Annotated in this window: 27 protein-coding genes; 24 read left to right on the top strand and 3 right to left on the bottom strand. The window is 72.1% G+C overall.

The genetic code is table 11. The annotated features are described in order from the left end of the window. Positions 1-56: 56 nt before the first annotated feature. The 3 genes from AB0903_RS17280 to AB0903_RS17270 all read right to left on the bottom strand — a co-directional run bounded on the left by AB0903_RS17280 (position 57) and on the right by AB0903_RS17270 (position 1058). Positions 57-302, bottom strand: coding sequence for a hypothetical protein (locus AB0903_RS17280; protein WP_366703544.1), 246 nt, complete (start codon positions 300-302; stop codon positions 57-59). A 66-nt stretch (positions 303-368) separates the two neighbouring features. Beyond that, on the bottom strand, positions 369-527 hold the full coding sequence (locus tag AB0903_RS17275; RefSeq protein ID WP_366703542.1) for a hypothetical protein: 159 nt from the start codon (positions 525-527) through the stop codon (positions 369-371). A 27-nt stretch (positions 528-554) separates the two neighbouring features. Further along, a complete protein-coding gene (locus tag AB0903_RS17270; RefSeq protein WP_366703540.1) occupies positions 555-1058 on the bottom strand; it encodes a hypothetical protein in 504 nt (167 codons plus the stop codon). Between the two features lie 335 nt (positions 1059-1393). Between AB0903_RS17270 and AB0903_RS17265 the strand changes: the two genes are divergently transcribed. The 24 genes from AB0903_RS17265 to AB0903_RS17150 all read left to right on the top strand — a co-directional run bounded on the left by AB0903_RS17265 (position 1394) and on the right by AB0903_RS17150 (position 26113). Then, positions 1394-1732, top strand: coding sequence for a DUF1360 domain-containing protein (locus AB0903_RS17265; RefSeq protein WP_366703538.1), 339 nt, complete (start codon positions 1394-1396; stop codon positions 1730-1732). Then, positions 1732-3444: a hypothetical protein gene (locus AB0903_RS17260; protein WP_366703536.1), complete on the top strand. Its 1713-nt coding sequence runs from the start codon at positions 1732-1734 to the stop codon at positions 3442-3444. The genes AB0903_RS17265 and AB0903_RS17260 overlap by 1 nt, the downstream gene beginning before the upstream one ends. After that, positions 3441-3680, top strand: a complete 240-nt coding sequence (locus AB0903_RS17255) for a hypothetical protein (protein ID WP_366703534.1) — start codon at positions 3441-3443, stop codon at positions 3678-3680. Before AB0903_RS17260 ends, AB0903_RS17255 begins: the two co-directional genes overlap by 4 nt. Further along, positions 3673-7065 carry a phage minor head protein gene (locus tag AB0903_RS17250; protein WP_366703532.1) on the top strand — a complete coding sequence of 1131 codons (3393 nt, stop codon included), beginning with the start codon at positions 3673-3675 and terminating at the stop codon, positions 7063-7065. Before AB0903_RS17255 ends, AB0903_RS17250 begins: the two co-directional genes overlap by 8 nt. Further along, positions 7065-7232, top strand: coding sequence for a hypothetical protein (locus tag AB0903_RS17245; protein WP_366703530.1), 168 nt, complete (start codon positions 7065-7067; stop codon positions 7230-7232). The genes AB0903_RS17250 and AB0903_RS17245 overlap by 1 nt, the downstream gene beginning before the upstream one ends. Before the next feature lie 111 nt (positions 7233-7343). Beyond that, the gene (locus AB0903_RS17240; RefSeq protein WP_366703528.1) at positions 7344-8984 is read left to right on the top strand and encodes a major capsid protein; all 1641 of its coding nucleotides are present in this window, start codon (positions 7344-7346) and stop codon (positions 8982-8984) included. 74 nt (positions 8985-9058) lie between these two features. Continuing rightward, the gene (locus tag AB0903_RS17235) at positions 9059-9907 is read left to right on the top strand and encodes a cupin (protein WP_366703526.1); all 849 of its coding nucleotides are present in this window, start codon (positions 9059-9061) and stop codon (positions 9905-9907) included. Beyond that, positions 9900-10415, top strand: coding sequence for a hypothetical protein (locus AB0903_RS17230; protein ID WP_366703524.1), 516 nt, complete (start codon positions 9900-9902; stop codon positions 10413-10415). The genes AB0903_RS17235 and AB0903_RS17230 overlap by 8 nt, the downstream gene beginning before the upstream one ends. Before the next feature lie 75 nt (positions 10416-10490). Next, positions 10491-12566, top strand: coding sequence for a glycosyltransferase family 4 protein (locus AB0903_RS17225; protein ID WP_366703522.1), 2076 nt, complete (start codon positions 10491-10493; stop codon positions 12564-12566). Between the two features lie 159 nt (positions 12567-12725). Continuing rightward, positions 12726-13427, top strand: coding sequence for a hypothetical protein (locus AB0903_RS17220; RefSeq protein ID WP_366703520.1), 702 nt, complete (start codon positions 12726-12728; stop codon positions 13425-13427). A 2-nt stretch (positions 13428-13429) separates the two neighbouring features. Beyond that, positions 13430-14143, top strand: a complete 714-nt coding sequence (locus AB0903_RS17215; RefSeq protein WP_366703518.1) for a hypothetical protein — start codon at positions 13430-13432, stop codon at positions 14141-14143. Further along, positions 14143-14964, top strand: coding sequence for a hypothetical protein (locus tag AB0903_RS17210; RefSeq protein ID WP_366703516.1), 822 nt, complete (start codon positions 14143-14145; stop codon positions 14962-14964). Before AB0903_RS17215 ends, AB0903_RS17210 begins: the two co-directional genes overlap by 1 nt. Next, a complete protein-coding gene (locus tag AB0903_RS17205) occupies positions 14955-15548 on the top strand; it encodes a hypothetical protein (RefSeq protein ID WP_366703514.1) in 594 nt (197 codons plus the stop codon). Before AB0903_RS17210 ends, AB0903_RS17205 begins: the two co-directional genes overlap by 10 nt. Next, complete coding sequence (locus AB0903_RS17200; protein WP_167518831.1) at positions 15545-15709, top strand: hypothetical protein; 165 nt, start codon at positions 15545-15547, stop codon at positions 15707-15709. The genes AB0903_RS17205 and AB0903_RS17200 overlap by 4 nt, the downstream gene beginning before the upstream one ends. Before the next feature lie 12 nt (positions 15710-15721). Continuing rightward, entirely contained in the window at positions 15722-16099 is a 378-nt protein-coding gene (locus AB0903_RS17195) for a hypothetical protein (protein ID WP_366703512.1), read from the top strand. A 95-nt stretch (positions 16100-16194) separates the two neighbouring features. Then, entirely contained in the window at positions 16195-16746 is a 552-nt protein-coding gene (locus AB0903_RS17190) for a hypothetical protein (protein ID WP_366703510.1), read from the top strand. Between the two features lie 284 nt (positions 16747-17030). Continuing rightward, positions 17031-20585, top strand: a complete 3555-nt coding sequence (locus AB0903_RS17185) for a hypothetical protein (protein ID WP_366703508.1) — start codon at positions 17031-17033, stop codon at positions 20583-20585. Between the two features lies 1 nt (position 20586). Next, positions 20587-21828: a hypothetical protein gene (locus tag AB0903_RS17180; protein ID WP_366703506.1), complete on the top strand. Its 1242-nt coding sequence runs from the start codon at positions 20587-20589 to the stop codon at positions 21826-21828. Further along, positions 21828-22979 carry a hypothetical protein gene (locus tag AB0903_RS17175; protein ID WP_366703504.1) on the top strand — a complete coding sequence of 384 codons (1152 nt, stop codon included), beginning with the start codon at positions 21828-21830 and terminating at the stop codon, positions 22977-22979. Before AB0903_RS17180 ends, AB0903_RS17175 begins: the two co-directional genes overlap by 1 nt. Beyond that, entirely contained in the window at positions 22976-23266 is a 291-nt protein-coding gene (locus tag AB0903_RS17170; protein WP_366703502.1) for a hypothetical protein, read from the top strand. Before AB0903_RS17175 ends, AB0903_RS17170 begins: the two co-directional genes overlap by 4 nt. A 101-nt stretch (positions 23267-23367) precedes the next feature. Beyond that, positions 23368-24234, top strand: a complete 867-nt coding sequence (locus AB0903_RS17165) for a hypothetical protein (RefSeq protein WP_366703500.1) — start codon at positions 23368-23370, stop codon at positions 24232-24234. Positions 24235-24469: 235 nt separating this feature from the next. Then, positions 24470-25393, top strand: a complete 924-nt coding sequence (locus tag AB0903_RS17160; protein WP_366703498.1) for an N-acetylmuramoyl-L-alanine amidase — start codon at positions 24470-24472, stop codon at positions 25391-25393. Between the two features lie 16 nt (positions 25394-25409). Then, positions 25410-25715: a hypothetical protein gene (locus AB0903_RS17155; protein WP_362454902.1), complete on the top strand. Its 306-nt coding sequence runs from the start codon at positions 25410-25412 to the stop codon at positions 25713-25715. A gap of 5 nt (positions 25716-25720) precedes the next feature. Then, positions 25721-26113 carry a hypothetical protein gene (locus AB0903_RS17150; protein WP_366703496.1) on the top strand — a complete coding sequence of 131 codons (393 nt, stop codon included), beginning with the start codon at positions 25721-25723 and terminating at the stop codon, positions 26111-26113. The last annotated feature ends 53 nt before the right edge of the window (positions 26114-26166 follow it).

The raw sequence follows: 26166 nt of genomic DNA, 5'->3' as shown, positions 1-26166 counted from the left end.
ATCACCGGGGTGGGGGGATTCGATGCTTCCCCGTCTTGGCCCGCTGTTCTGCCGTGCTACACCTTGCCGACCCACCCGGTCACCGGAGGGCGCTCCCCGGCGGCCAGCACGTAGCCCAGGACCTCCCCGACGCGGGCGGCGTCCTCGCCGCGGCCGTCCTCTTCGAGTTGGGTGGACAGCATCCCGAGCACCGGCACGGCGTCCTCCGCGATCTCGCCCGTCGCGTACAGGCGGGAGATCGCGCCGCCGTCCCGGTGTTCCCGGAGGATCGTGCGCACGTCCTCGTCAGTCAGGTCGCTCATGCGGGCAGGGTAGGGCCGGCGAACAGCGCCGTGCGGGGGGATGGCCGAAGGCCGCCCCCGGGGTGGCTAGGACTCCTCGGCCAGCAACCCCGCCGGCACGAACAGGATGCCCACGACGGGGTGCTCCGGGCCGGGACCGTAGATCACGGCCTCCTGGCCCTCGTCCGTGTCCAACTGGACCAGGCGCAACGGTTCCCCGTCACCGGGCTCCCAGTGATCAGCCATGCCTCTACGGTAGGGCGCCGACCGCAGCTATGCCCCGCGTTCGGCAACGGCGACCGTCTCCACCACACTCAGCGCGGCCAGCAGTTGAGCCCGGCCGCCCTCCGCGTCTACGTCGCCGGCCTCGATCGCCTCCGCGATGCGGGCCGCGTGCCCCAAGGCCACCAGCAGCGCTCCGTCCCGCCGCCCACGAGCGGCCGGCCCGCCCGCATCCGTCATCCACTCGTGAGCCGCGCGCAGCGCTCCCGCCACGCTCCCGCCGTGGTGGTCCGGATGCTGGGCCGTCAGCGGCACCATCCATTCATCCGCGTGGGACGCAACCACCCGCTCGTACGGCCGGTGGTCCAGCATCGTCCCGCAACGCCCGCCCGGGTCTAGCCCCTGCCGCCGACCCGTCCAGTGGTTCACCAGCCACCGGTGCCTGCCGCACACCTCCACCCGGAACTCCAGTGCGCGCCCGGCCTTACGGCTGCGTGCCTCGACTACGTAGGTCGCGGGCTCCGGGCACGTGGTGATCTGGCGCAGCACAGGCATGGGGCGCTCCCGTCGAGGAGGGGTGGGAACGGGCCTGATGTTGGACCAGGGCGGGGCCCGGCTGCCGCTCCCATTGACCACACGGGGCGTGATCCACGCCACAGATTGGGAGAAGTCCCACGAAGGGACGCCGGCGGTCGCGGGGTGTGTACGTCCGCGCCGTCCGGGACACTGCATCGGCATCACCGCCGGCGCCCAGGATTGGCACCCTAACCCCTCGCCATGATCAGAACTCCCGTGCTGAGCAGGCCATTTACCCCCAGTGGCCGATCCGGGGTGTGGCCTATGATGCTCCGCCGACAACCGGAGGAACGCATTCCGCCTGGGGGCGAACCATGATCGACCTGACCACCCTCGCCCTACTCGGCCTCGCCGGGTACCGGGCCACCCAGCTCGCCGTCCACGACACGATCCTCGACCCCGCCCGCGACCGGATGCACGCCTGGCACGAGAGCCGCCCGGACTCCGCCACCCGGGAGTTCGTCATCGCGCTGATCTCCTGCGTGTACTGCATGGGCTGGTGGATCTCCGGGGCCATCCTCGCCACCTACCTACTGGTCACCGGCCAGTTCGAGGACGCACCCCTGCTGATCCACGGCCTGGAGTGGCTCGCCGTCGCCGGCGCCGCCGTCTTCCTCAACCGCGTGGACGACACCCTCGGCCGGGTGGGCTGATGCCCGACCAGACGCTCAAGGCCGCCGCCGCCCGCTACACGCAGCGCACCGCGAAGACTTCCGCCCAGAACCCGGCACGCTCCCGCCAGGAACAGGCATGGAGTTTCTACCGCACCCCAGAGGTCCGGTCCTTCGCCAACTGGATCAGCAACGCCATGAGCAGCGCACGCCTCTACGCCGGCCGCCTGGGCCCCGACGACAGCATCATCAAGGCCCCGGACAACCACCCGGCCACGCGGATCGTCTCAGAGATCGCCGGCGGCCGGGACGGGCAGTCCCAGCTCCTCCGGGAGTACGGCCGACACCTCGCCGTCGCCGGGGAGGGCTGGACCGTCATCCGCCCCCGCGAAGGGGCCCCGCCCACCTGGCACGTCGTCTCCGTCCTGGAGATGACCAGCAAGGGCAAGGGCATGGAGGCCCAGATCGACGGCGCACCGGTCGCCATCCCGCCCGGCGCCGACGAGGGCACCGAGGAGAAAGCCAACTCCCTGGACCCCGTCGCGATCCGGGTGTGGGACCCGAGCCCGGAAAAGCACCTGGAGGCCGACTCCCCGGTCCTCGCGAGCCTGAACGAACTGGAGGAGCTGCGCCTCCTCGGCGCCGCCGTCCGCGCCGTCACGCTCTCCCGGCTCATCGGCCGCGGCGTCCTCGTCGTCCCGAAGGGCACCCGCTTCCCCTCAACGCCCGTCCAGGGCAGCGAGGAGGACGACCTGATCGACATCTTCATGGAGGTGGCCGAGACCGCCATCCGCGACCCCTCCAGTGCCGCCGCCACCGTGCCGATCATCCTGGAAGTGCCGGCGGAGATGGTCGGCCTGATCCAGCGCCTCACCTTCGAGTCCAACTTTGACGAGCTCGCGATCAAACTGCGCGAGGAGAACATCCGGCGCTTCGCCACGGCCGCAGACATTCCGGGCGAATTCCTGCTCGGCCTGGGCGACGTCAACCACTGGGGCGTCTGGGGCCTGACGGAGGAAGCGATCCGGCTGGGCATCGAGCCCCGCCTGTCCGTCGTCGCCCACGCCTACACCGAACACTGGCTCCGCCCCCTGCTGGAGAGCGAGAACGTCCCGGACGCCGAGGAATGGTCCGTGTTCGCGGACTCCGCGCCGCTGCGCGTGCGCACCAACCGCTCCGAGACCGCGCTGCGCCTGTTCGAGCTGGGCGCCATCTCCAGCAGGGCACTACGCCGGGAGACCGGGTTCGATGAGGCCGACGCCCCGGAACGCCCCAACCCCCAGAAGCGCCAGGACCAAGAGGACGATCAAGCCCCCGGCGGCACGGACCTGCCCGTGGACCAGGCCCCCGGCGAACCGGACACCCTCCCGGCCGCGGCCACCCCGCGCCCCACCGATGCCGCACTGGCCGCCGCCGACGCCCTCATCTGGGCCGCCCTCTCGGCAGCCGGCCGCAAGCTGGAGCGCACCCCCGCCTGTCCGCGCAGCGAGCGGGCCCGCGCTCGGGAAGTCGACCCGGCCCAACTCCACACCCTGCTCACCGTGGAGCCGACCCAGGTCGACCAGTGGCGCCTGCTCGACGGGGCATGGTCCCGCGTCCCGGAGATCGCCACCCGCTACGGGCTGGACCCTGACTGCCTCGCCGCGAGCCTGGACAACTACTGCCGGGAACTGATCGCGGCCGGTGTGGTCCACACCTTCGAGGTCGTGCCGGCGGCCATCGGCTCCTGCTCGCGTAGGGCGGCAGCGGCATGACCGGCCCTCACAAACCCCGCCCGTCCCCGCCGCCCGCCGTGCTGTCCATCACCATCACCTCCTCCATTCCCACGGAGACCTGGTGCACGGCGTGCAAGGCATACACCCGCCTCACCGGGACGCTGCTGGCCCTCAGCCCGGACGGCGTGTCCACGCTCGGCCCCTGGACGTGGTGCGACATCTGCGACGACCCCTCCGACCCCACCGGACCGAACGGGAGGCCCGCCCATGGATGAGGCCCTGCAGCGCGCCCTGGACGCAGCCGAGGAGGACGTCGCCGGCGCCGTCACGGATGCCCTCGCCCAGGTGGCCGCCGAGTACGCCACCGCCCTGGAGGAGGCCACAGAGCTGGTCGCCGCCCGGTTCTCCGTCTCCCGTATCGCCGCGATGTGGAACGCCCGCGTGCCGCGCCTGGTGCGCCGCCTCCTCGGGGTCGCGGAGACCGCCGCCCAGCAGGCCGCCGACGACGTGAACGTGCCGCTGCCCGACGGCTGGGACCACCTGCCCGCCCGCTACGACGACGACGCCCTCCCCGCGCAGCTCGGGGACTACGTGGAGAGCACCGAGCACCTGCTGCGCGCCGTCGGGGACCGTCTCGCCGCCGTGGCGGTCGCCGAGCTCGCGGCCGGCGTCAATGAGGGCGAGGACGTCGAGCAGCTCCGCGCCCGCCTCCGCGCAGCGTTCGCCCGTGAGGGGGCCCAGCTCGGGGAGGTCCGTGAGGAGCGCATCGCCCGCACGGAGTCCATGCGCGCCTGGAACATGGCCACCCTCGCCGCGGCCCAGGCCCTCACCGGTCCGGATAGGCCCCTGGTGAAGCAATGGCTCACCCGCCGGGACACCGACGTCCGTGACGCCCACGAGCGGATCAACGGGCAGCTGCGGCTCCTTGATGAGCCGTTCACCGTCGCTGGCGTCTCAATGACCGCCCCCGGCGACCCGACCGCCCCGCCGGAGCTGGTCATCAACTGCCGCTGCGCCCTGGCACTCGCAAGAGCAGACCGCTCCGCCGCCTACGAACCGCAAGACCCCACGCGGGGCGACGCCTTCGAAACCGAGGAGAGCACCGTGCAACCCGTGACAGCCGCCGCCGACGGCAGCCACCGAACCGGCGCCATGATCGCCCTCATGCCCACCGAGGCCGACGCCCAACGCCTCGCCCTCGACAGCGGAGAGCCGCCCGAGGAACTCCACCTCACCCTGTTCTTCCTCGGCGAGGGCGCCGACTGGGACGAGACCCACCGCGCGGAGCTCATCGACAACCTCCGCACCCAGGCCCGTGAACACGGCCTGCCCGACGGCCTGATCCACGGCCGCGCGTTCGGCGCCAACCACTGGAACGCCGGATCGGACTCCCCTTCCTGGGTGTGGGCCGTCGGCGACGACCGCGACCGCCCGGACGGCGCCCCCACCCTGGAGTCCGCACGCTGGGCCGCGACGTACGCCCTGGAAGACCGGCACGGCCCAGACATCCCGACCCAGCACTCCCCGTGGCAGCCCCACGTGTGCGCGACCTACAGCGATGACCCGAGCCTCCTGGCCGCCCTGGAGGAGCGGCTCGGGCCGGTCACCTTCGACCGGCTGCGCGTCGCGTTCGCCGGCGACCACACCGATATCCCTCTCGGCCCCACGGAGGCCCCCATGGAACCCACCGAGACCACGGCCGCCGGGATGCCGACGCGCTCCTGGTCCACCCCCGACGACACCGCCCTCGCGTTCGAGAACGAGGAGACCGGCGACGGCCGGATCTTCGCCGCGAACTCCCTGTACTGGGACAAGGACCCGGCCCCCCTCCAGTACGCGGACGAGATGCTCATGGGCCACGAGGGCGCGGAACTCGCCGGCAGCATCGACTCCTTCGCCCGCGACGGCGACCGCATCACGGGCAAGGGCGTGCTCTACACCAGCCGCCCGGCCGGAGCGGACGCGGCCATGCTCCTGGAGGAAGGCGCGCCCCTCGGCGTGAGCGTCGACCTGGACGATGTCGACGTGGAGTTTGTTGACCGCACCATGAGCGAGGACGAGGACGGGTTCCTCGTCCTGGCGGCCTCCCTGCCCGCGATGAGCCTCATGCGCCTGCCGGACGACGCGTGGATGATCACCGCCCAGACCGCAGCGGAGTGGACCGCGTCCGGCGCCGCCCTCTCCCGGGCGCAGCACGCCGTCCAGCTCATCACCGGCCCCGGCGGCGTGGTGTCCGCCGCCGCGCTGCGCGCTGCGTTCACCACCACAGGGGTGCTCACGGCTGCCGCCGGTGACCCGGACGACCCGGACGGCGGGGTCGTCGTCCACAGCGAGCGCACCGGGGACTTCCTGCTGCGCATCACCCGCGCCCGCGTACGCGGGGCCACCCTCGTCGCCATGCCCGCGTACAGCCGGGCCAGGATCGTGCTGGATCCCCTGGAGGACGAGGAGGAGGCCGCGGCTGCCGCCGTGACCGCCGCCGGCCCCAGCGAGGCACACCACCAGGTCGTGGCCTACGTGTCCGCGTCCCCCGTGCCGGTCGGCGCCCGGCAGGTCGCGACCGCCCTCGGAATCAGCATGGAGTCCGCCCGCGGCCACCTGTCCCGCGCCGTAGAGGCCGGCCGACTCGTGCGCCTCGCGCCCGGGTTGTACGTCGGTGCCTCCACCATGCCCGAAGGCCCTGAGGCGACGGCTGCCGCCCTCGCACCGGACGGTGAGGACCCAGGGCTCACGGAGCTGGTGGCGTCGGCCTGGAGCGCGATGCGGGACGCCCCGCCGTTCCCGGCCGAGTGGTTCGCCGAGCCCACCGACGAGGAACTGCCGCCTGGCAGCGGCGGCGTGCACTACGCGGACGGCCGGATCTACGGATGGGTCGCCCAGGCAGGGGAGCCGCACGCGGGGATGCCCGGCCGGAACCTGACGATCGACAGCCTCGGGGACATCGACCTCACCCACTTCCTGCGCGCCCGCTTCAAGCTGGACAACGGCCAGTTCGTGCGCGCCGGAGCCTTCACCATGAACGTGGGCCACCACCGGGACGGGGCCGAATGCGAGACCGCGAGCTGCCAGTACGACGACACCCGCACCGTCGCCGGCATCGTCACCGTCGGCATGAACGAGCGCGGCATGTGGTTCAGCGGCGCGTCGGCCCCCTGGCTGTCCGAATGGGACCGCACCGTGTTCCAGGCGTGCCAGCCGAGCTACCACATGAAGCAGGGTCCCGGCGGTAAGTGGCAGCTCCGGGCGGTGCTGTCCGTGCCCGTCCCCGGCCACTCCTCGCCGCTCCTGGCCTCCGTCGCGGAGCGCTCGAACCTGGCCCTCGCCGCGTCGGCCGCCATCGCGGACACCCTGTCCGGACACCCGGCGGACACCCTGTCCGCGCCCGTGTCCGCACTCCTCGTCCCCGGCCCCGTCCACCAGGGCGGACAGGGTCCGGACACGGTGTCCGGACAGGGGCCGGGGGAGCTGGTGGAGGCCGTGGCCGCGCTGCTCACCAGCCCGACGTTCCTGGACCAGTTCGCCGGCGCCCTCGCGGACCGCGAGGCAGCGCGCACCGAAGCAGCCCGAGCCGAGGTCGAGCGGCTGACCGCAGCCCTCGCCCCGGCACGGGAGACCATCGCCGCCGCCACGGCCGGCATTACCGAGAGCGGAGAAGCCTGATGCCCTGCGCCTGCCAGAAGAACCGTCAGCAGTGGGAGGTCGTCGCGTCCACGGGCAAGGTGGTGTTCACCTCCGCCTCCAAGCCCACGGCCGACACCGTCGCCAAGCGATACCCGGACAGCACCGTCCGGGAGAAGGACAAGACCGCCACCACGGCCGTGAAGTAGGGCGCCCCGCTTGACACCTGCCCGCCCAACACCACGGCGGGCTAAGATTCACCGCAGACGACCGCTGGTTCTGGGCCGGGTCTCCAACGCAGATCATTGGAGATCCGTCCCATGGACCCGTTCGAGCTCCCCGAGGACATCACCGCACTGAACGACGAGGAGCTGAACGAGCTCCTGGAGGGCGCCGTCGCCGCCTTCGACGCTCGGAGCACCAGCAGCGTCGTCACCCCCAAGGACCTGGAGCAGCTCCGCACCCTCGCCGCCGGTGTCGAGGCCATCCGCACCGAGCAGCAGGCCCGCCACGAGGCGGCCACCCAGGCCGCGGCCGAGATCGACGCCCTCGCCGCCCAAGTCCGCGGAGGCGACCCCGACCCGGAGCCGGCCGCAGAGCCCGAGACACCGGCGGAGCCGGTGGCCGCGACCGACCCCGCCCCGGAGGTCGAGCCGGAGCCCCAGACCACGACCGCGTCCCTCGTGACCCGCCCGGCCCTGGACCTCTCCGGGGTGCGCCGGCGACAGCCCCGCGTCCTGCCCCCGCCGCCGGCCCCCACGACCCACATCACGGCCGCCGTGGACGTCCCCGGCTACACCCCCGGCGCCGCGCTCAACTTCGATGACGTCGTGCGCGGCATCAACTCCCGCGCGACCGCCCTCAAAACGGCCGGCGGCGGCGTCGGCCAGGTGATCAGCTACCGGCACCCGTACCCGCAGGAGACCATCGTCACGGACTCCTCGTCCGCGCCCGAGGGCACGACGGTGGCCATGACCGCCTCCGCGCAGAACCGTCTCCCCAAGGGCGACCTCGTCGCCTCGGGCGGCTGGTGCGCCCCGTCCGAGACGCTGTACGAGCTGACGGACAGCTCCTGCCCGGACATGCTGTGGGACGCCCCGGAAATCCAGCTCGCCCGAGGCGGGCTCAGGTACTACAAGCCGCTGTCGCTGGACGTCTCGTCCATGACCTGGGTCCACACCGAGGCCGACGACATCGCCGGCAACACCAAGCCCTGCTTCCGCATCCCCTGCCCGGACCCGGTGGAGGTCCGCTGTGACGCGGTCGGCGTCTGCCTGGAGGCCGGCATCCTGACCGCCAGGCACTTCCCGGAGCTGATCGGGTGGTACCTCCGCAACGCGATGGTGGCCCACGAGATCCGGATCAGGCAGGTGCTTTTCCAGCAGGCCCTGGCCGCCGCGACCCCGGTCACCGTCCCGGCCACCATGGGAGCACTGTCGGCCGTCTACGCCGCCATCGCCCTCCAGGCCGCCGACATGATCGAGCGCCACAGCCTGTGCGAGACCACGGCGCTGGAGGTCGTCCTGCCGTGGTGGAGCCGGAACCTGTTCCTGGCCGACCTCGCGCGCCGCAACGGCGTCAGCGTGGACGAGGTCACCACCGCCCAGATCCAGGCCCTGTTCACCCCGCTCGGCGTGCGCATCCAGTGGGCGCGCGGCCTGTCCCCGGCCGTCCCGACCGACATCGGCGCCCCGTCTCCGGCGCTGGACTGGCCGTCCACCCTCAAGTTCCTCATCTACCCGGCCGGCAGCCTCGTCATCGGCCGCGGCGAGGAGGTCAACCTCGGCGTGATCCACGACTCCAGCAAGTTCGTCACCAACGACTACACGGCCCTCTTCGCGGAGGAATGCATCGCCCTCGTGGACCGGTCCGTCGACACCCGCGTCGTCACCGTCCCCGTCTGCCCGAGCGGTGAGACCGGCGCCCAGACCGCCATCCTCTGCCTCGCCGACGAGAGCTGACCACCTCCGTCCCACAACCGCGTGCCGGGCCCTCTTGGGCCCGGCACCGCTCCTGACACCACTGGAGGTGCGTGATGCCGTCCGCCGGCCTGCGCAGCTACGTAGAGGCGATCCCGGGCACGCCGCTGCCGCACGGCATCCTCGGCGCCTCATGCACGACCATCACCGACGTCACCGAGGACCGCATCCACGAGCTCAACGGAGTGGAGTGGCTGGCCCTGGGCTGCTGCCCCGTCAGGGACTGGCCCGACCCGTGCGACGAGGAGAGCCCCGGCGAGGAGTCGCCCGGCAGCCCGGCACAGAAGGAGTTCTGCCGCCCCACCACCGAACACGCCGCCCCCATCACGGTCTACGCGGGCTCGGAGTGCTCCACCCTCGGCTGGACCTACGCCGAAGCCCGAGCCCACGCCGAGGCCACCATGTCTCTGGGCGAACAGCACGCGCTGGAGGCCGCGTTCTGGCGGACCAAGCTCGCCATGGACGCCGTCGACCTGACCCCTGCCCAGGGCCCGGTGAGCGTCGCCCAGGGCGTGGCCGCGCTGGAGGGCTGCCTGGCGGCGTCCTACGGCGGTATCGGCACCCTCCACGTCCCGGCTGGCGCCGCCGCGCTGCTCGGCTGCTGCAACGTCCTGCGGGAGGACCCGGAGTCCGGTGCGCTGCGCACCCTCGCCGGGAACTGCGCGATCATCGGCGCCGGCTACTCCGCCGCCGGCCCGGGGAACATCCCGGCCGAGCCCGGCACCGCGTGGCTCTACATCACCGGCCCCCTGGTCATCCGCCGCGGCCCGGTGGACACCATCCCGGACCAGGCCGGCGCCTCCGTCAACTACCGCACCAACGACCGGAAGGTCCTCGTCGAGCGGACCTATGTGGTCGGCACGACGTGCACCGTGTGCGCGATCCAGGTGGTGACCTATGACTGACCTCATCCACGTCCAGCCCACCCCGGCGCAGCGGCGCGCGTTCGCACAGTGGGCGGTCGACCAGACCCCCAAGCTGCGCACCGTCGGCCCCAACGCGTTCGCCGTCCCGGCCGAGCTGTTCACCCAGGCCCCGGAGGAGATCCTGATCGGCTCCCTCGTTGACGGCCACCGGTACATCTCCCCCCAGGAGGACGCCCAGGAGGGGAGGGCGGCCCCCGGGGAGCTGCTGGGGGTAGCCACCCCGGAGGGACTGGCAGAGACCGGCACACAGGAGCCGAGGGACGCCGTGCCCGGCGAGCTGCTGCCGGAGGTACCCGCCTCCGCGTACGGCCCGGACTCCGTGCCCCTCGACGTGGCCGGCGACGAGGCCGAGGACAGCGACTCAAGCGACCAGCCCGCCGAACTCACCCAAGACACCGGACCGTTCCCGTGCGACCTGTGCGAGCGGGAGTACGCGACCGAGCGCGGCCGGGACAGCCACCGCCGCCAGAAGCACCCGGAGGCGTAGCGGCCCCCTGGCGGATGGGACGCCCGCGACCAGGGGCACCGTCCATGCCCAGGCCATCGAGCCGTAAGGAGCACCATGCGCATCCTGGCCATCCTGCCGGTCTACGACCAGGTGCCCCCGGCAGGTGCACACGTCACCACGCGCGAGTACATCCAGCACCTGGCGGCGGCCGGTCACGCGGTCCACGTGGTGACCACCGTGAAGGAGCCGACGGGCGAGCCGCGCACCGAGGGCGGCGTGCGGGTATGGCCGCTGCCGTACTGGCTGCGCGCTGTCCGCGTCGCGCGGCCCGATGTGGTGATCTCCCACCACCGGGACCGGAAGGCCGCGCGGATCGTTGCCCAGACGCCCGGTGTGCCGCACCTGCTGATGGTGCACGGTATGGCCGACGACCTGAACCTCGGTCGGCCGGCCCTGGCCTGGTACCCGTCCCATGCCTGCCGCGCCCACTACCCGCACCGAGGCCGTTCCATCGTCCTGCCGCCGCCGATCGACCCGGAGCGGTACCGCACTGTCCCCGGCGAGCTGGTGACCCTGAACGGCTCCACGGCCGCGAAGGGCGCCGACGTGGTCGCCCAGCTCGCCGGCCGGATGCCCGACACCCGATTCCTCGTCGTGCGCACCCCGCGACGCGACGACCTGCCGATGCCCGGGAACGTTGAACTGGTCGACCGCGCGGACCCGATGCAGGTCTACGCCCGCACCCGCATCCTGCTCATGCCATCCACGACGGAGTCGTACGGGCGCGTCGGCGCCGAGGCCATGCTGTCAGGTATCCCCGTTCTTGCCTCCCCGCTGCCCGGGATGCAGGAAGCGCTGGGCACGGCCGCGACGTACATCGAGCGAGAGGACGTCACCCGGTGGGCGAGGGAGATCCGCCGGCTGTCCGACCCGGCCGCCTACGCGGCAGCGTCCGCCGCGGCCGTCGCCCACGCCGAGACGCTCGACTACGCGGGCGGCCTGAGCGCCTTCGAGGAGGCGTGCGCCAGCCTGCTCCCCTCCCGACCGGCCAGGGCCCGCCACCACCACCGTCCCCCGCGCACCCCCGCAGGCGCGGCCTCAGCCGGCCCTCCGCCGACGGCTGAGGTGGTGGCCTGGGTGCACTACGGCGTGCCCTACCGGCGTGCCGGCTCGGAGACCATGCTGCACACGATGATGCGGGCGTTGAAGGACGCGGGCACCAGCGTCCTGGTCATCTGCTCCGAGATGCCCGAGGCGCCCGCCGTATGGGACGTGGACGGCGTCCCCTACGCCCAACTTGCCCCGGCAGCGGCCGAGGCAACGATCCGCCGTATGCGGCCCAGGGTCCTCGCCACGCACCACCACTTCGCCTCCGACGCGATCACCCTGTCCAATAAGGTCGGGGCCCGGTCGGTGCTGCTGCTGCACAACGACCACGAGCAGCCGGCCGTAGCGCTCAGCCCGGACCTGTGCGTCTATAACACCGACTGGGTGATGAAGTCGTTGGCCGCGCGCTACCCGCAGCTCGACCAGGCCCGTGCGCTGGTTATCCACCCCCCGGTGATCGCCGAGGAGCACCGGGCGCCGAAGATCGGCGACCACATCACCCTGGTCAACCTGAACGCCAACAAGGGCGTCGCGACCTGGCGCGGGGCAGCGGCCCTCCTGGGCTCCCTGCCGTTCCTCGGGGTCACGGGCGCCCACGGCCGGCAGGTGACCCGCCACGCCCTCCGGAACATCCGAGTCATCCCGCAGACCTCCGACATGCGGCGGGACGTGTGGAGCCGGACGCGGGTCCTCACCGCGCCGAGCATCTACGAGTCGTTCGGCATGGCCGCTGTGGAAGCCCTGGCCTCCGGTATCCCGGTCATCGCCCACCCCACCCCCGGGCTCCGGGAAGCGCTCGGGGACGCCGGCACCTTCCTTGACCGGTCCGACGTCCGAGCCTGGGCGGCAGCGATCCGGGACCTGTACCACGACGGCCCCACCCGTGACCGGATGGTGGCCGCGGCCCGCGCTCGCAGCGCGTTCCTCGCCGACCAGTCGCGTCACGAGCTGGAGTTGTGGGTGGAGGCCATCAGCACGCTCGGGGGCGGCACGAGGCCGCGCCTCACCGCGAAGAAGGAAGCCGCGGCCCAGAGCGCGGCCGGCTGGTGGGCCGAGCGCGGCACCCCGGCGCCGGCCGAATGAGCCGCGCGGTGCCGTCGGCCCTTCCCGGCGGCACCGCGCACTTCCCGGCACCCCCGGTGCGCACGGCCAGGAGCGGCAAGAGGTGCGCGGCTATGCTGTTGACGTCGCCGCTGGTTGTGGGCCGGGCCGACCAACACGCAGAACCGTTGGAGGCCCACAGTGCCCACCCCTCTGATCGCCAACGCCGACACCATCCGCGTCACCCGGCTCGACGGCTGTGGCCGCCCCGTCTGTGGTGTCGACAACGGCTTCACATTCGACTGCTTCGCGAGCCTCTCCATGAACCCGAACACGGATGAGGGCGAGGACGTCGAGTACCGGGCCGCTAACGGCAGGGTTTGCGGCTTCAAGCGCGGCTGCCCCAGCTTCCGGGGCTTCGACGTCGAGCTGAACTTCTTCGCCGTGAGCCCGGAGTTCATCGAGATCACCACGGGCAACCCTGTGGTCTACGGGTACGACGGCCAGCCCATCGGCTACGACGACTGTTCCGTCCAGTGCAACAGCGGCTTCGCGATCGAGCTGTGGGCCGAGGTGCTGAGCGAGGATGCGTGTGGCACGGGCGGCGGCGACGGCGCGTGGATCTACTTCCTCCTGCCCTGGGTGACGAACGGGCAGCTCGGCGACATGGAGATCGGTTCCGAGTCTGTCTCCCTCACCCTCTCCGGCGCCACCCGCGCGGGCGGCGGGTGGGGCGTCGGCCCGTACGACGTCATGCCGATCGACGCCGCCGGCACGCCGGGCACCCTGCTCACCCCGCTCGGGTCGAACTGCCACCGCAGGACGTTCGTCACGACCGTGGCCCCGCCGGAGGCCGTCGGGGACTACACCCCGGTCGCCGGCGACATGTGCCTGGCCTCCTGACCGTGGGCGCGCCGGACATCGTGGTTCCGGTGCGGGAGGGGGCCGTCAACGAGCAGCTTCGCTTTGCCCTCCGCTCGTGGGCGGCCCACCTGCCTCACGGCCGGGTGTGGCTGGTCGGATACCGGCCACGATGGGCGGCCGGCGTCGAGCACATCGCCACCAGGCAGACCGGAACGAAGTACCAGAACACCACCCTCGCGGTGCGCGCGGCCTGCCAGCACCCGGGGGTCTCCGACGTGTTCCTCCTCGCCAACGACGACATGTTCGTCATGCACCCCTTGCCGGACGGGATGCCGGTGCTCCACCGGGGCCCGGTCAAGGCCGTGGAGGCGTACTACGCGGCCCGAGCCTCCGGGCAGTACCTGCGGGGGATGCGGGAGACCAGGGCGCTCCTGGAGAGCCGCGGCCACCCCGAGCCGCTGTCCTACGAGCTCCACGTCCCGATGCCCGTCCAGAAGACCGCGATGCTCGCGGCGCTCGAGGAAGCCAGGCACCTGGACGTGGTCCACAAGCGGACGCTCTACGGCAACCTCGCCGGCCTGGGCGGCGAGGAGATCCAGGACGTGAAGATCCTCCACCGCGCCCCCCACGGTTACGGCCCCGACAGTCGTTTCCTGTCCACCATGCCGGACTCCTTCGCGGCCGGGCACGTCGGCCAGTTCATCCGCCGCGCCTTCCCCGACCCGAGCCCGTACGAGATCCCTGGGAGACGCTGATGCCGCTGCAAGTCGGGCCGTGCGACCCGTGGGAGGTAGACCTTTGCTGCCAACTCCCGGAGGACCTGGACCAGGAGGTCATCGACCGGTGGACGCGGGTGGCCTCACAGACCCTTTGGCGGCTGTCCGGGATGCGGTGGGGACCGTGCCCGGTGACCGTACGGCCGTGCCGCCGCTCCTGCCTGGACTCGGCGCCCGTCTCGTTCCAGGCCGAGGTGGGCACGGGCCCCTGGGTGCCGTACATCGGGACGGACGGCCTGTGGCGCAACGCGAGCGTCTGCGGCTGCATGTCCTCGTCGGACTGCTCCTGCGGGGAGCTGTGCGAGGTCAAGCTCCCCGGCCCCGTGTACGACGTCATCAGCGTCAACGTGGACGGCGAAGACCTCGTTCCGGAGGCTTACCGGGTGGACGCGCCCGGCCGCCTGGTGCGCACGGACGGGGAGTGCTGGCCCACCTGCCAGGACATGGCCGCCCCGTCCGGGACGCCGGGCACGTTCACCGTGGAGTACCGGTGGGGCCTGCCGCTGGACGAGTCGGCCATCGCCGCCGTCTCGGAGCTGACCTGCCAGCTCATCCTGGCCTGTCTGCCCCCGGGCACGAAGGGGTGCGGGGAGTGCCGGCTGCCCGGCAACGTGACGAGGGTGGTCCGTAGAGGCGTCGAGATCGAGATGGCCGACCCCACGGTCATCTTCGCCGAGGGGCGCACCGGCCTGCCGCTGGTGGACCTGTGGCTCAAGACGGTCAACCCCCACGGCCTGGCCTCGCCCTCCCGCGTCTACAGCCCCGACTACCGGCGCCCGAGGGTGACGACATGGCCCTGAACCTGCTCGCCGTCCACGACCTCGCGGAGACCGTCCTGGGGTGCGTGTGCCAGGCCCTGGAAGAGACAGCCTCGACGGTCGAGGACCAACCCGGATGCCCCTGCCGCGCCTGCGTGGTCCCCGGCCCGCCCGCCTGGGACGGCTGCAACGACCCGTGCGGCGTGGACGGCCAGGGCGCCGGCGGACAGCTGACCGTCCACGTCGCCCGGATCTTCGCCACCAGCTCCTTCCCGGTGGACGACCGGGTGGTCCAGGGCGGGCGGAACTGCGCCCCGCCGGCCGCGACCGGGGTGGAGCTCGTCGTCACCCTGCTGCGCTGCGCTCCGGTCGTGGACGATCGCGGCTGCCCGCCCTCGTGCGAGGAGCTGGCGGCCGCGGCCCGGACGGTCCACCTGGACGCGGCCACGATCTACAACGCGCTGCTGTGCTGCCTGCCGACCACGGGCACCAGGCGCCGGGGCCCGATGTTCTTCCTCGGCGCCCAGCGCGTGCTGGAGCAGGAAGGCGGCTGCATGGGGGTGGAGCAGCGCGTCACCGTGGCACTGCCCGGCTGTGGGTGCCCGAGCGAGGAGACCTCACCGTGAAGATCAGCGACTTGATCCCGCGTTTGCACCGGATGTGGGAGGAGCACGGCGACCTGGACGTGCGGGCGTACGACTACTCGGATATCACTCCGAGCGCAGTGGAGACGCCCGAGGTTGAGTCCAACAAGCAGGGCGAGACGTACGTCCTGCTTCGCCCGTAGAGGAGGTCTGCGGTGTCTGTTGAGGTAAGGATCGACCCCGGGCGGATCGTCCGGCTGCTGCGGCTGCGTGGAGGCATCGCGGAACGAGGGCTGCGCCGGCGAACGGAGCGCGTCGCCAACCTCGCGGAGCGGAAGGCACCCGGGTCCATGGGCGACTACGTGTCCTGGAAGATCGAGCAGGGGCCCAACGGCCTCCAAGGCGTGGTCACCTGTGACCACCCGGCGGTGCGGTTCGTGCTGGACGGCACCCGCCCGCACGTCATCCGGCCCCGTCGGGCGAAGGCGCTGCGCTTCGACATGGGCGGGCGCATGGTGTTCGCCAAGAAGGTCAACCACCCGGGGACGAGGGCGAACAACTTTCTGGAAGAGGCCCTGCGCGAGGGCCGGTAGCGGCTGCCGACCGCCCCGGCCCGGCCGCGACTACCCTTCGGGGTACGCCGCTGGTTTTGGGCCGGGCGACCGCGCGGGAGTGGAAGGGCATACCCGTGGCCAACAAGAAGTTCGCGCTCAACACCGAACCCCACGCCGCCGAGATCGGCGACGACGTGACGCTGCTGTTCCAGCCCGAGGTGATGGGCGATGAGTTCCTGGACGCGTACGGGCGTCTCCAGGAGACGATCAAGAAGCTGAACATCGACCTGAGCGACGCGGTCAGCGTGGACCTGTCCGACGTCCGGGAGGCGAACGTCGCGCTCCGGGTGTTCCTCGCGTCCCTCATGCTGCCGGAGTCCGCCGAGCAGTTCGCCCGGTGGGAGGTCCGCGCCGGCGGGAAGACCGTGGGTTCCTACCGCGACCCGGAGGAAGCCCGGGAGGCGGCGGAGAGCCGCAAGGGCGGGAAGGTCGTGGACGCCGGTATGCGGCTGCCGGACCGCGTCCTGGTGGAGCTGATGGAGTGGGTAGTCGAGCTGTACGGAGGTGCGGGCGGCCAGCGCCCTCCTACGTCGTCGAACGCCTCTGCCTCAGCATCTCCCGGTCCTGGTCCGCGTGGGAGGGCCGCCTTGCCCTCCAAGGCGTCGACATCCACACGTGGCCGCTAAGGGTCATGCTCTCCGCCGCCGAGGCCGCGATCGATGACGCGGCCGAGGACGAGGCACAACGGGAGCGCAACCGCGCCGAGCTGTACGCGCCGCCCCGGGCGGCTGGTCCCGGCGGCCGGCGCATGAGGCCGCCACCTACCGCGCGGCTGGACCCATCCGGGGCCCAAGCCCTCATGGCCCAGCTCGCCGCCGAAGACGCACAACTCGCCGGACGGCGCACCGGCTAGTCTGGACGTCGCCGCTGGTTTTGGGCCGGGCAACCACCGCACACGCGTGGGGTTGCCTTGGCCGAGGAAGAGGACTACGGCGCCGCCCGTATCCGCATCGAGCTGGACGATGCGGGTGCGGTCGCCGACGCACGGGACCTCGGTGCGCGAATCCAGAGAGCGCTAGACCGCAGCACCCGCACCGTCGGCGCGCAGATCCGGCGGAACGTCCAACGCGGGCTGAACGCGGCCGGCGCCGTCAGCGTCCAGGTCGAGCCGGACGTACGGCGGTTCGGCCGGCTGCTCACCACGGGACTGCGCGGCCTGTCGGCCGTCAGCGTCCCCGTCACCCCGGACCTGTCCCGGTTCCGGGGGCTCCTCGTCGCCGGCCTCCGGGGCCTGGACGCCGTGGCGGTGCCAGTCACCCCCAACCTGTCCCGGTTCCGGACGCTCCTCGCTACCGGTGTCCGCGCCCTGGGCGCCGTCAACGTCCCGGTGGCCCCGGACCTGCGCCGCTTTGACCGGGAGCTGCTGCGCGGGCTGCGTGGCCTGGACGGGATCAACATCCCCGTCCTGCCAGACCTGAGCCGCTTCGACCGCGGACTCCTCCGGGGCCTGCGCGGCCTGGACGGGATGAACATCCCCGTCCTGCCGGACCTGGACCAGTTTGCGGAGCGAGTCCGCGCGGCGCTGGACGGCCAGGAGTTCACCATCCGGATCGTCCCGGACCTGGACGGCCTGGACGAGCGGATCCGGGCGCACAACGCGCCGGATATCAACGTCAACGCCGACGTCGACACCGGACGGTTCGGCCGCGCCCTGGGTGCCTTGGGCGGGATCGCCGGGCGGGTCGCTGGTGCCCTGGGCGGGTTGCTCAAGATCGGCGCCATCGGCATCGCGGCAGCCGGCGCCGCGACGGCTGTCGGTGGGCTCGCCGCGGCCCTGGCCCCGGCGGTCGGCATCATCGCCGCGTACCCGGCGGTCATCCTCGGTTTCCAGGCCGCGCTCGGCGCGCTGCGCCTGGCCCTGATGGGCGTCCAGGAGGCTTTCGGCGCAGCGCTGACCGGCACGGCTAAGGAGTTCCAGAAGTCTCTGGAAGGACTGTCACCGGCAGCCCAGGCCGCAGCCCGGGAAGTCCGGGCGCTGAAGCCCGCGTTCGAGGCACTCCGATCCTCGGTACAGGACGCGTTCTTCTCCCAGTTGAAGGGGGAGATCACTGCGGTTGCCGGGGCGCTGCGGGGGCCGCTGCAGAGCGGGCTGACGGGCATCGCGGAGGGCTGGGGGCGGGCCGCGCTCGGGGTGACCGGGTATCTCAAGGGCGCCCGGGGCGTCAGCAACATCAAGAGCATTCTCGGTGCGGCGGAGCAGGCCGTCGGCGGTCTGAGCTTGACCACGAACAAGCTGACCGCCGGGTTCCTCCAGATGGCTGCGGTCATCTCCGACCGGTTCGGCGCCGAGCTGGCGTCGGGAATCTCCGGCTTGGGCGAGAGGTTCGGGACGTTCCTCCAGCGGGCTGCGCAGGGCGGCGACGCGGTGCGGTGGGTGGACCAGGCCCTCAACGCTTTCGCCCGGCTCGGGGACCTCCTGGGCAACGTCGGCTCGATCATCGCCGGTGTCTTCCGGGCCGGGGAGGTCTCGGGCGGCGGGTTCCTCGGCAACTTGCAGGAGATCACCCGGTCCATGGCGGAGTTCGTCAACTCCGCCCGGGGCCAGGAGGCTATCGCCGCCGTCTTCCGCACGGTGGCCACGGTCGCGGCCCAGCTCGGCCCCATCCTGGCCGCCCTGATCACCCAGGTCGGCGCCATCGCGCCGGCCCTCGCCCCCATCTTCACCGCGCTCGGGCCGGCGATCGTCGGACTGATCAACTCCCTCGGGCCGGCCCTGGCCCAGATTGCCCCGGCGCTCGCCACCGTCGGATCCGCCCTGGCCGAGGCGTTCGCCGCCGTCGGCCCTGCCCTAGGCCCCGTCGGCGCCGGGATCGCGGCCGTGCTGCGGGCCTTGACCCCGCTGCTGCCGCTCGCCGGGCAACTCGTCGCCACCCTGGCGGGCGCCCTGGCCCCCGTCCTCCAAGCCCTCGCCGCAGCCCTCGCCCCGGTCATCTCGGCCCTGGTCAGAGCCCTGATGCCGGTTCTGCCGCCCATCACACAAGCCTTCGTTGCCCTCGCGACCGCGATCACCCCGCTCGTGGCCGTCCTGGGTCGGCAGCTTGCCGCGCAGATCGGGGTCCTCGCCCCGCTGCTGGCGTCCGTCGCTGACGTCCTGCTCCAGGTCGCGACGGCCCTCGTCCCGGTCATCTCCGCCCTGACGGACGCGCTGCTGCCGGTCCTGCCGCCGATCATCGAGGCGTTCACGGCCGTCGTCCAGGCGGTCATGCCGCTCCTGCCGCCGATTGCGCAGCTCGTCGCGGCTCTCGCCCCGCTGGTGGTTCTGGCCGTGCGGCTGTTGGCGCCGCTGCTGGCGGTCGCGGCCGGGTTCGCCTCCTGGGCCGTGATCAACACTGTGGTGCCGATCATCTCCGGGGTGGTCGGCGTCGTCGCCGGCCTCGTGTCCGGCCTCGCGTCCGCGATCACCTTCGTGGTCGGGCTGCCGGGCCGGATCGTCGCTGCCCTGGGCTCCCTGGCCTCCACGGTCAGCACGTTCTTCTCCAACCTGTTCACGTCGCTGGGCACGACCCTGACCAACGGCTTCAACGCCGTGGTTGGCTTCTTCACCCGGCTCCCTGGAATGATCATGGCCGGACTTCGGGCGCTCCCCGGGTTGCTGGTCGACCTCTTCGTTAACGCCGTCGCCGCTGTGGGCATCGCCCTGCTCACCGCCCTGGCCGCCGTGATCTACATCTTCACCGTGCTGCCGGGCCGGATCTACAACGCCCTGGCCTCCCTGGGCTCCCGGATGATGACCGCCTTCCGGAACGCGTTCAACTCAGCGCGCGCCGCGACCTCCTCGTTCCTGTCCTCGACGGCCACGTTCTTCGCCCAGCTCCCGGGCCGGGTGGGCTCCGCCCTGGCCGCACTGCCGGGGCGGGTCCGGTCGATGTTCACCTCCGCCGGCTCCTCGGCCCTGTCCGCGGCCCGCTCGCTCGGCTCCTCGGTCGTCTCGTTCTTTTCACAACTGCCCGGCCGGGTCGGGTCTGCCTTGTCGTCGGTCGGCTCCCGGATCGCGTCCGCGTTCCGCAGCGCGGTCGGCAGCGCGAGGAGCGCGGTCTCCTCGCTGATCTCCTCCGTGGTGTCGCTGTTCTCGACGCTGCCCGGCCGGATCGTCAACAGCCTGGGGAACATCGGCAGCCGCATCGTGAGCAAGATCAAGGGCGGGCTTCCCTCGGCGGTCCGCAACCTGTTGCCCTTCGCCAACGGCGGCATCGTCACCAGCCCGACGGCCGCACTGATCGGCGAGGCGGGCAAGGAGGTTGTCCTGCCGCTCACCAGGCCGGCCAGGGCCGTGGAGCTCGCCGAGAAGTCCGGGCTGCTGGACCTGCTCGCCAAGAGGGGCGTTATCGCCCGCGACGGGGGCGGAGGCGCCGGCGGCGTGAGCCGCACCGTCACCCACAACTGGAACATCAGCACGCCAGCACAGGACCCCCGCGTCCTGGCCGAGCACCTGTACGGCCAACTGGCCCGAGCGGCAGGGGTGTGACGTGATCAGCGACTACGCCGACTTCGGGTGTACGGAGATCATCAACTCCGCCAGGGCCGCGGCCTACGCGGAACCCTCCTGCCTGCTGACGAGCTGCAACACATGCCCGGACATCGCGGCAGCCCTCAACGATGCCCCGTACGTGGACCCCGTGACCGACCCTGCGCCCTGGTATGACGCGGCCGTCCCGGAGTCCGCCGACTTCCTCGGCGTCATGGGGATGAACGTGGTCGGGTTCTCCCAGTCCACGCTGTCCCGCGACCCCGTCCAGCTCGTAGGCGACGGGGCCGCCCTCGGTATCGCGCGCCGCTCCCACCGCGAGATCACGTACACCGTCCTCCTCCTGGCCCTGGAAGAGTGCGCGCTGGCCTACGCCCTGGAGTGGCTGGCCTCCGCGCTGCGCGGCGCCCCCTGCGAGGGGAGTTGCGGCGGGGACGAGCTGGGGGTGTTCGCCTGCTGCCCGACCGGGGACGGCACCGGGGAGCTGCGCCATCTGTACGGCGTGGGGCTCATGAACGGCCCGCAGATCACCACCGTCCGGTACTACCCAGAGGGCATCATCGCGGAGGCCACGTTCACGCTCGCCGCGTCGGTCCCGTACATCTACCGCGAACCGCTCCAGACCCTCACGAACTGGGTGAACCTCGCCAGCGGCGACCTGGTGACGGTTGACCCGGACGAGATCTACGGGGACTGCGTGGAGGCAGCCCCGTGCCTCGAGGATCCGTTGTGCCCGCCTCCTCCGCTGCCGATCCGGACACCGGTGCCCGTGGACCCGTGCTACCCGACCGGGTCGGCGAGTTTCCGCCGGTCCGTCGTCGCCTTGTCCCCCCAGGATCAACCGGAGTGGCTGGAGGCCGTGCCGGTCCTGGAGCTGGAGACCGGCGCGAGCGCGCTGCGCCGCCTTGTGGTGCGCTTCTGGGCCAACCCCCTGGGCGGGGACTGCCAGGAGGTTGCGGACCCCTGCGCGGCGTGCACGGACATCCAGATCCCTTACCTGCCGGCCGGGGCCAAGCTGATCGTTGACGGCCGTACGCAGACGGCAGAGGTGGAGTGCAACGCCGGATCGCTGGACGCCTCCACCAGCGAGCCGATCCTCTACGGGCCGTTGGGCCAGAGCTTCGAGTGGCCGGTCTTCTCGTGCCCGACCGGCGTGTGCATCGAGATCCTGTCCACCTCCGCGACCACGGCCGCGGACGCCCGTGCGCGGGTCCTCCTCGTTCCCCGATCGGACGTGGGCTGATGGCCGTTCTCGGGTGCGCACAGGAGTACCGCGCCATCATCCACTGGCGCGGCGGCAGCCTGCCGTTCACCTCGCCGGGCGTCTCCGCGCTCACGTCGGTCTCCTGGAACCGGACGCTCAACGACACGTCGGAGGCGTCCATCACGATCGCCAAGGGAGCGGCCGGCGCGGAGTGCTGCGCGCAGCTCGGGCAGATCGAACCCTTCGCGCACGACCTGTCCATCTACCGGGACAGTGAACTCGTTTGGCAGGGGCCCGTCTTCCGGGTGACGGAGAACCGCAGTCGCTTCCTGATCGAGGCGCGCGACGTCACGGAGTGGCTGGCCCGCACGGTCAACACCACGCTCCTGCGGTACGTGTCGACCAACTCGGCGGACCCCAAGCACCAGGGGCCCGTGCAGGAGATCGCGGAGTCCATCATCCGGGAGAACCTGCTGGGCGGCCTTTTCGCCTCCGGGCCGGACTGGCCGGGCATGGTCGACTACATCGTCCGCCAGGACGACACCGTGAACGCCCGGTACGAGAAGGACGGCAGCCTCGACAACGAGATCTGGATCGTGCCGATCCTGCGGATCTTGGACGAGGAGCTGGTCCCGCGCGGCCTGGAGTACACCACGGTCGGCCGTGCCCTCGTCCTCGGCCGGCCCCAGACGACCGCCGATCCAGCCCAGGCCCGCCTGACGCTCGACGCCTTCGCCGGCGACGTGGAGATCGTGCGGGACGGCACGAACGCGGCCTCCCTGGTCTGGGTCACCAACCAAGAAGACCAGGACATCACCGGCAGCCAGTACGGGGTGTCCGGTGTCGTCAGCGCGTACTACGGGCGCTTGGACCACCTCATCCGCACGACCGCCGAGGGTCTGACGGCGTACGACCTGTGGCAGATCGCCCGAGGCTCCTACACCGGCCGGAACCCTGTGCCGACGAGCTTGCGCATCCCGGACGGCGCCGGCCTCGCCGCGACCGCCCCCGTGTCTATGCGGCAGCTCGTGCCTGGCGTCCGTATCGACGTCGCCGCCACCGGCATGTGCATGGGCCTGTCCCAGCCGTACCGGCTGTCCGACGTGGACGTGGACTGGGGCGACAACGGCGAGAACGTCGGCGTCTCCCTCATCCCGCTTGGCGACCCATTCGTAGGAGACCCACCATGACCGCCCTTCCAGGACAGCGCGCTGCCCAGCGCACCGTACGCGCGATGACGTCGAGTCAGCGGGCCCTCGGCCGCTCCGCCCAGGCCGCGGCCGGCGGTCTGGCCACCGCGATCGGGTGGGGGTGGGTCGACGGCCAGCACCTGGTCGTAGACCTCGCCGCGCAGCCCGGACAGCAGACCCGCCCGGCGGCGCTCGCGTGCGGGTGCACCGGCCGCTGCCGAGGCGAGTGCCCGCCGCCCGAGGACGGCGAGGGCACCCAGACCGACACACAGGAGAGGCAGGGATAGACATGGCCCGATGCGGATGCCAGGGGGGATGCTCCTGCGCGATCACCGGCGCCGGGGCGGTCGACGTCTCTGGGAACGGGTCGGCCTCGTCCCCGTTCGTGGTGAGCGTCGACCGTGCCGAGCTGCTCCAGGCCGGACCCGGGATCACCTACCACCCGGGCACAGGCACGATCAGTGCTCTGCCGTCGACCGACCCCGGGAACGCGCTGACTTTCGGTAGCGATAACGGCGTCTTCGTGTTCCCGGGCGCCATCGACTTGTGCGCCGAATACTTCACGACCGACGGCGCGGGGGACACCTGTCTCAAGCCCGGCAGCATGGGGCTCCGGCAGATCGTCACCTACTCCACGGCCGGCACCTTCAACTTCACCAAAGCGGACTATCCGTGGTTGGCCCGGGTCCGGGTCAAGGTCCAGGCCGGCGGCGGAGGCTCGGCCGGCGCCTCGGCCGCGGCTGCCGAGTCCATCTGGCGAGCCGGCGGAGCAGGGGGCGGGTACGCGGAGGCATTGATCAACGTCGCCTCGCTCGCGGCCGTGGAGACCGTCACCGTCGGCGTCGGCGGAGCGGCAGGCGCGTCCGCCAACGGCGCAGGCGGCGCGGGCGGTAACAGCAGCTTCGGCGCGCACGCCACCGCCCTCGGCGGCACCGCTGGCGCGGCCACCATGGCCACGGGCTCCACCGTCACCACCGCGAGCGGCACAACCGGTCCCGCAGCCGGCACCGGGTCCTGGGCCATCGGCGGCGGTGCCGGGGAGGGCGCGATCCGGCTGAGCGGGAACGCCGGTATCGGCGGCGCTGGCGGCTCCTCGCGCATGGGCCACGGCGGTGCCTCGCGGGCAACTGCCGGCGCGGGCATCGTGCCGCGAGGCTATGGCGGAGGCGGAGGCGGGGCCGTCTCCGCGAACGGCGCCGCACAGGCCGGCGCCGCCGGCGAGCGCGGAATCGTGATCGTGGAGCTGTACGGATGAGCCCCGGCCACTGCCCTCCGCCGACCTGTCCGGACACTGTCCGCGCCCTGTCCCCGCAGGTCACCGCCGTCCCGCTTCCGTGCCCGGACGCGAGCACGGACACCCCTCGCCCCGTGTCCGGACGGTGTCCGCACAGGGCTGTCCCCACCCCCCTGGAGGTCCCCATGTCCCTCATCCCGACGACCGTCGGCAGACTCGCCGTCGGAGCCTCCCGCCGTCATCTGGAGCGTGCGTAATGGCCACCCCACTCTCTGCCGACCGGTTCCTGCGCGCCCTCCTGGACGAGGGCCTGGACGTGGTCGAGGTCCCCGGCTGGGAGACCAGGAACCGCAACAGCCGCGGCCCGTGGGGGCCGGTCCACGGCGTGATGATCCACCACACCGTGACGCGGGGAACGGCCACCAGCGTACGGATCGTGCGTGACGGCTACAGCGGCCTGCCCGGCCCCCTGTGTCACGGCATGATCGCCAAGAGCGGCCAGGTCCACCTGATCGGCAACGGCCGCACCAATCACGCCGGGTTGGGTGACCCGGACGTGCTGCGCGCCGTGATCGCGGAGACCCCCCTGCCGGTGGACGACGAGGCCACGGTCGACGGAAACCGGCACCTGTACGGCTTCGAGTGCGAGAACGCCGGCGACGGGGAGGACCCGTGGCCGGACGTGCAGCTCCTCGCGATCGAGCGCGCCGCCGCCGCCCTGTGCCGGGCCCACGGCTGGGGCGCCCGGTCCGTCCTGGGCCACCTGGAGTGGCAGCCCGGCAAGCCCGACCCGCGCGGTTTCACGATGCCATCCATGCGGGAACGGATCGCGGCCCGCCTCGGTCACCCCCTGCCGACCACGCCGCTGCCCACCCCGTCCCGCCCGGTCGTGTCCCTGTCCCGGCTGGTGGCTGCCGCGCGCAGCAACCCCCGCATGGTCGGCACCCCGGTCACCTACGCGGGGGTCATCACCGTGGAGGCCGCCCTCGTGAACGAGGGCCTGCTGTCCAAGAAGTTCCAGGACGGCCACTACGGCACCACCACCCTCACCGCCATGAGCGAGTGGCAGGAGGAATGCGGCTTCCGTGGCCGCCAGCCCGGACAGCCGGCGGACGGCATCCCCGGCCGGACCAGCCTCACCCGCCTCGGCGCGAAGCACGGCTTCGACGTCGCCGCCTGAAAAGGAGTACCCCGTCATGGACACCACCCTGGACGCCGCCTACTGGTACGGCCTGCTGCTCTCCTTCGTCCTGCCCGTCCTCGTCGGCCTGGTGACCACCCGCGTCACCCACGCCGGGACGAAGGCCGTGGTGCTGCTGGCCCTGGCTGCGGCCGACAGCTTCATCACGGAGCTCGCGGCCGGCGGCCCCGGCTGGGACGCCAGCAACGCGCTGGTGCTCACCCTGGTCAACTTCGTGATCGCGGTCGCCTCGCACTTCGGCCTGTGGAAGCCGACCGGCGTCGCTCGCCGGGCGCAGGACGCGTTCGTCAAGGCGGCATGACGTCTGTGGCTGCAACCGGAGTTCCCGCCCTGGACACGCTGCTGGTGTGGGGCGGTGCCGTCACCATCCTCGCCGGCGCCGGGACGGTGGCCTGGCGCGTGGTCCGAGGCGGTATACGGCTCGGGCACCGCGTGGACCACTTCATTGACGACTGGTACGGAGAGCCGTCCCGCCCAGGCATCCCGGCCCGGCCCGGAGTGCTGGAGCGGGTCGGCGCGATCGAGGATCGTCTCGGCCGCGTCGAGCACGAGCTGTACCCCAACAGCGGCGGGTCACTGCGGGATGCCGTGGACCAGGCGAACGCACGGCTCTCGCGTCTGTGTCTGGACCTTGAGGAGAGGCCTCCGTCCGAGCCGCTGGACGAGACCGACCCCCCGCCGCCTGCTGCGGCCCAGTGACGGACCGCCCGTCCCCACGACTCCGGGGGCGGGCGGCCGTCTGTGCCATCCTG

It is taken from the genome of Streptomyces sp. NPDC048389 (genome assembly GCF_040706335.1).
Classification (GTDB): domain Bacteria; phylum Actinomycetota; class Actinomycetes; order Streptomycetales; family Streptomycetaceae; genus Streptomyces.
The sequence above is the reverse complement of the archived record's forward strand: the minus strand, read 5'-3'. Positions and strand labels throughout refer to the sequence as shown.

What these genes read in the sequence shown, in the direction of transcription:
- AB0903_RS17280 (WP_366703544.1), bottom strand. Translation starts at nt 302, where the DNA reads ATGAGCGACCTGACTGACGAGGACGTGCGCACGATCCTCCGGGAACAC.
- AB0903_RS17275 (WP_366703542.1), bottom strand. Translation starts at nt 527, where the DNA reads ATGGCTGATCACTGGGAGCCCGGTGACGGGGAACCGTTGCGCCTGGTC.
- AB0903_RS17270 (WP_366703540.1), bottom strand. Translation starts at nt 1,058, where the DNA reads ATGCCTGTGCTGCGCCAGATCACCACGTGCCCGGAGCCCGCGACCTAC.
- AB0903_RS17265 (WP_366703538.1), top strand. Translation starts at nt 1,394, where the DNA reads ATGATCGACCTGACCACCCTCGCCCTACTCGGCCTCGCCGGGTACCGG.
- AB0903_RS17260 (WP_366703536.1), top strand. Translation starts at nt 1,732, where the DNA reads ATGCCCGACCAGACGCTCAAGGCCGCCGCCGCCCGCTACACGCAGCGC.
- AB0903_RS17255 (WP_366703534.1), top strand. Translation starts at nt 3,441, where the DNA reads ATGACCGGCCCTCACAAACCCCGCCCGTCCCCGCCGCCCGCCGTGCTG.
- AB0903_RS17250 (WP_366703532.1), top strand. Translation starts at nt 3,673, where the DNA reads ATGGATGAGGCCCTGCAGCGCGCCCTGGACGCAGCCGAGGAGGACGTC.
- AB0903_RS17245 (WP_366703530.1), top strand. Translation starts at nt 7,065, where the DNA reads ATGCCCTGCGCCTGCCAGAAGAACCGTCAGCAGTGGGAGGTCGTCGCG.
- AB0903_RS17240 (WP_366703528.1), top strand. Translation starts at nt 7,344, where the DNA reads ATGGACCCGTTCGAGCTCCCCGAGGACATCACCGCACTGAACGACGAG.
- AB0903_RS17235 (WP_366703526.1), top strand. Translation starts at nt 9,059, where the DNA reads ATGCCGTCCGCCGGCCTGCGCAGCTACGTAGAGGCGATCCCGGGCACG.
- AB0903_RS17230 (WP_366703524.1), top strand. Translation starts at nt 9,900, where the DNA reads ATGACTGACCTCATCCACGTCCAGCCCACCCCGGCGCAGCGGCGCGCG.
- AB0903_RS17225 (WP_366703522.1), top strand. Translation starts at nt 10,491, where the DNA reads ATGCGCATCCTGGCCATCCTGCCGGTCTACGACCAGGTGCCCCCGGCA.
- AB0903_RS17210 (WP_366703516.1), top strand. Translation starts at nt 14,143, where the DNA reads ATGCCGCTGCAAGTCGGGCCGTGCGACCCGTGGGAGGTAGACCTTTGC.
- AB0903_RS17205 (WP_366703514.1), top strand. Translation starts at nt 14,955, where the DNA reads ATGGCCCTGAACCTGCTCGCCGTCCACGACCTCGCGGAGACCGTCCTG.
- AB0903_RS17175 (WP_366703504.1), top strand. Translation starts at nt 21,828, where the DNA reads ATGGCCGTTCTCGGGTGCGCACAGGAGTACCGCGCCATCATCCACTGG.
- AB0903_RS17170 (WP_366703502.1), top strand. Translation starts at nt 22,976, where the DNA reads ATGACCGCCCTTCCAGGACAGCGCGCTGCCCAGCGCACCGTACGCGCG.
- AB0903_RS17160 (WP_366703498.1), top strand. Translation starts at nt 24,470, where the DNA reads ATGGCCACCCCACTCTCTGCCGACCGGTTCCTGCGCGCCCTCCTGGAC.
- AB0903_RS17155 (WP_362454902.1), top strand. Translation starts at nt 25,410, where the DNA reads ATGGACACCACCCTGGACGCCGCCTACTGGTACGGCCTGCTGCTCTCC.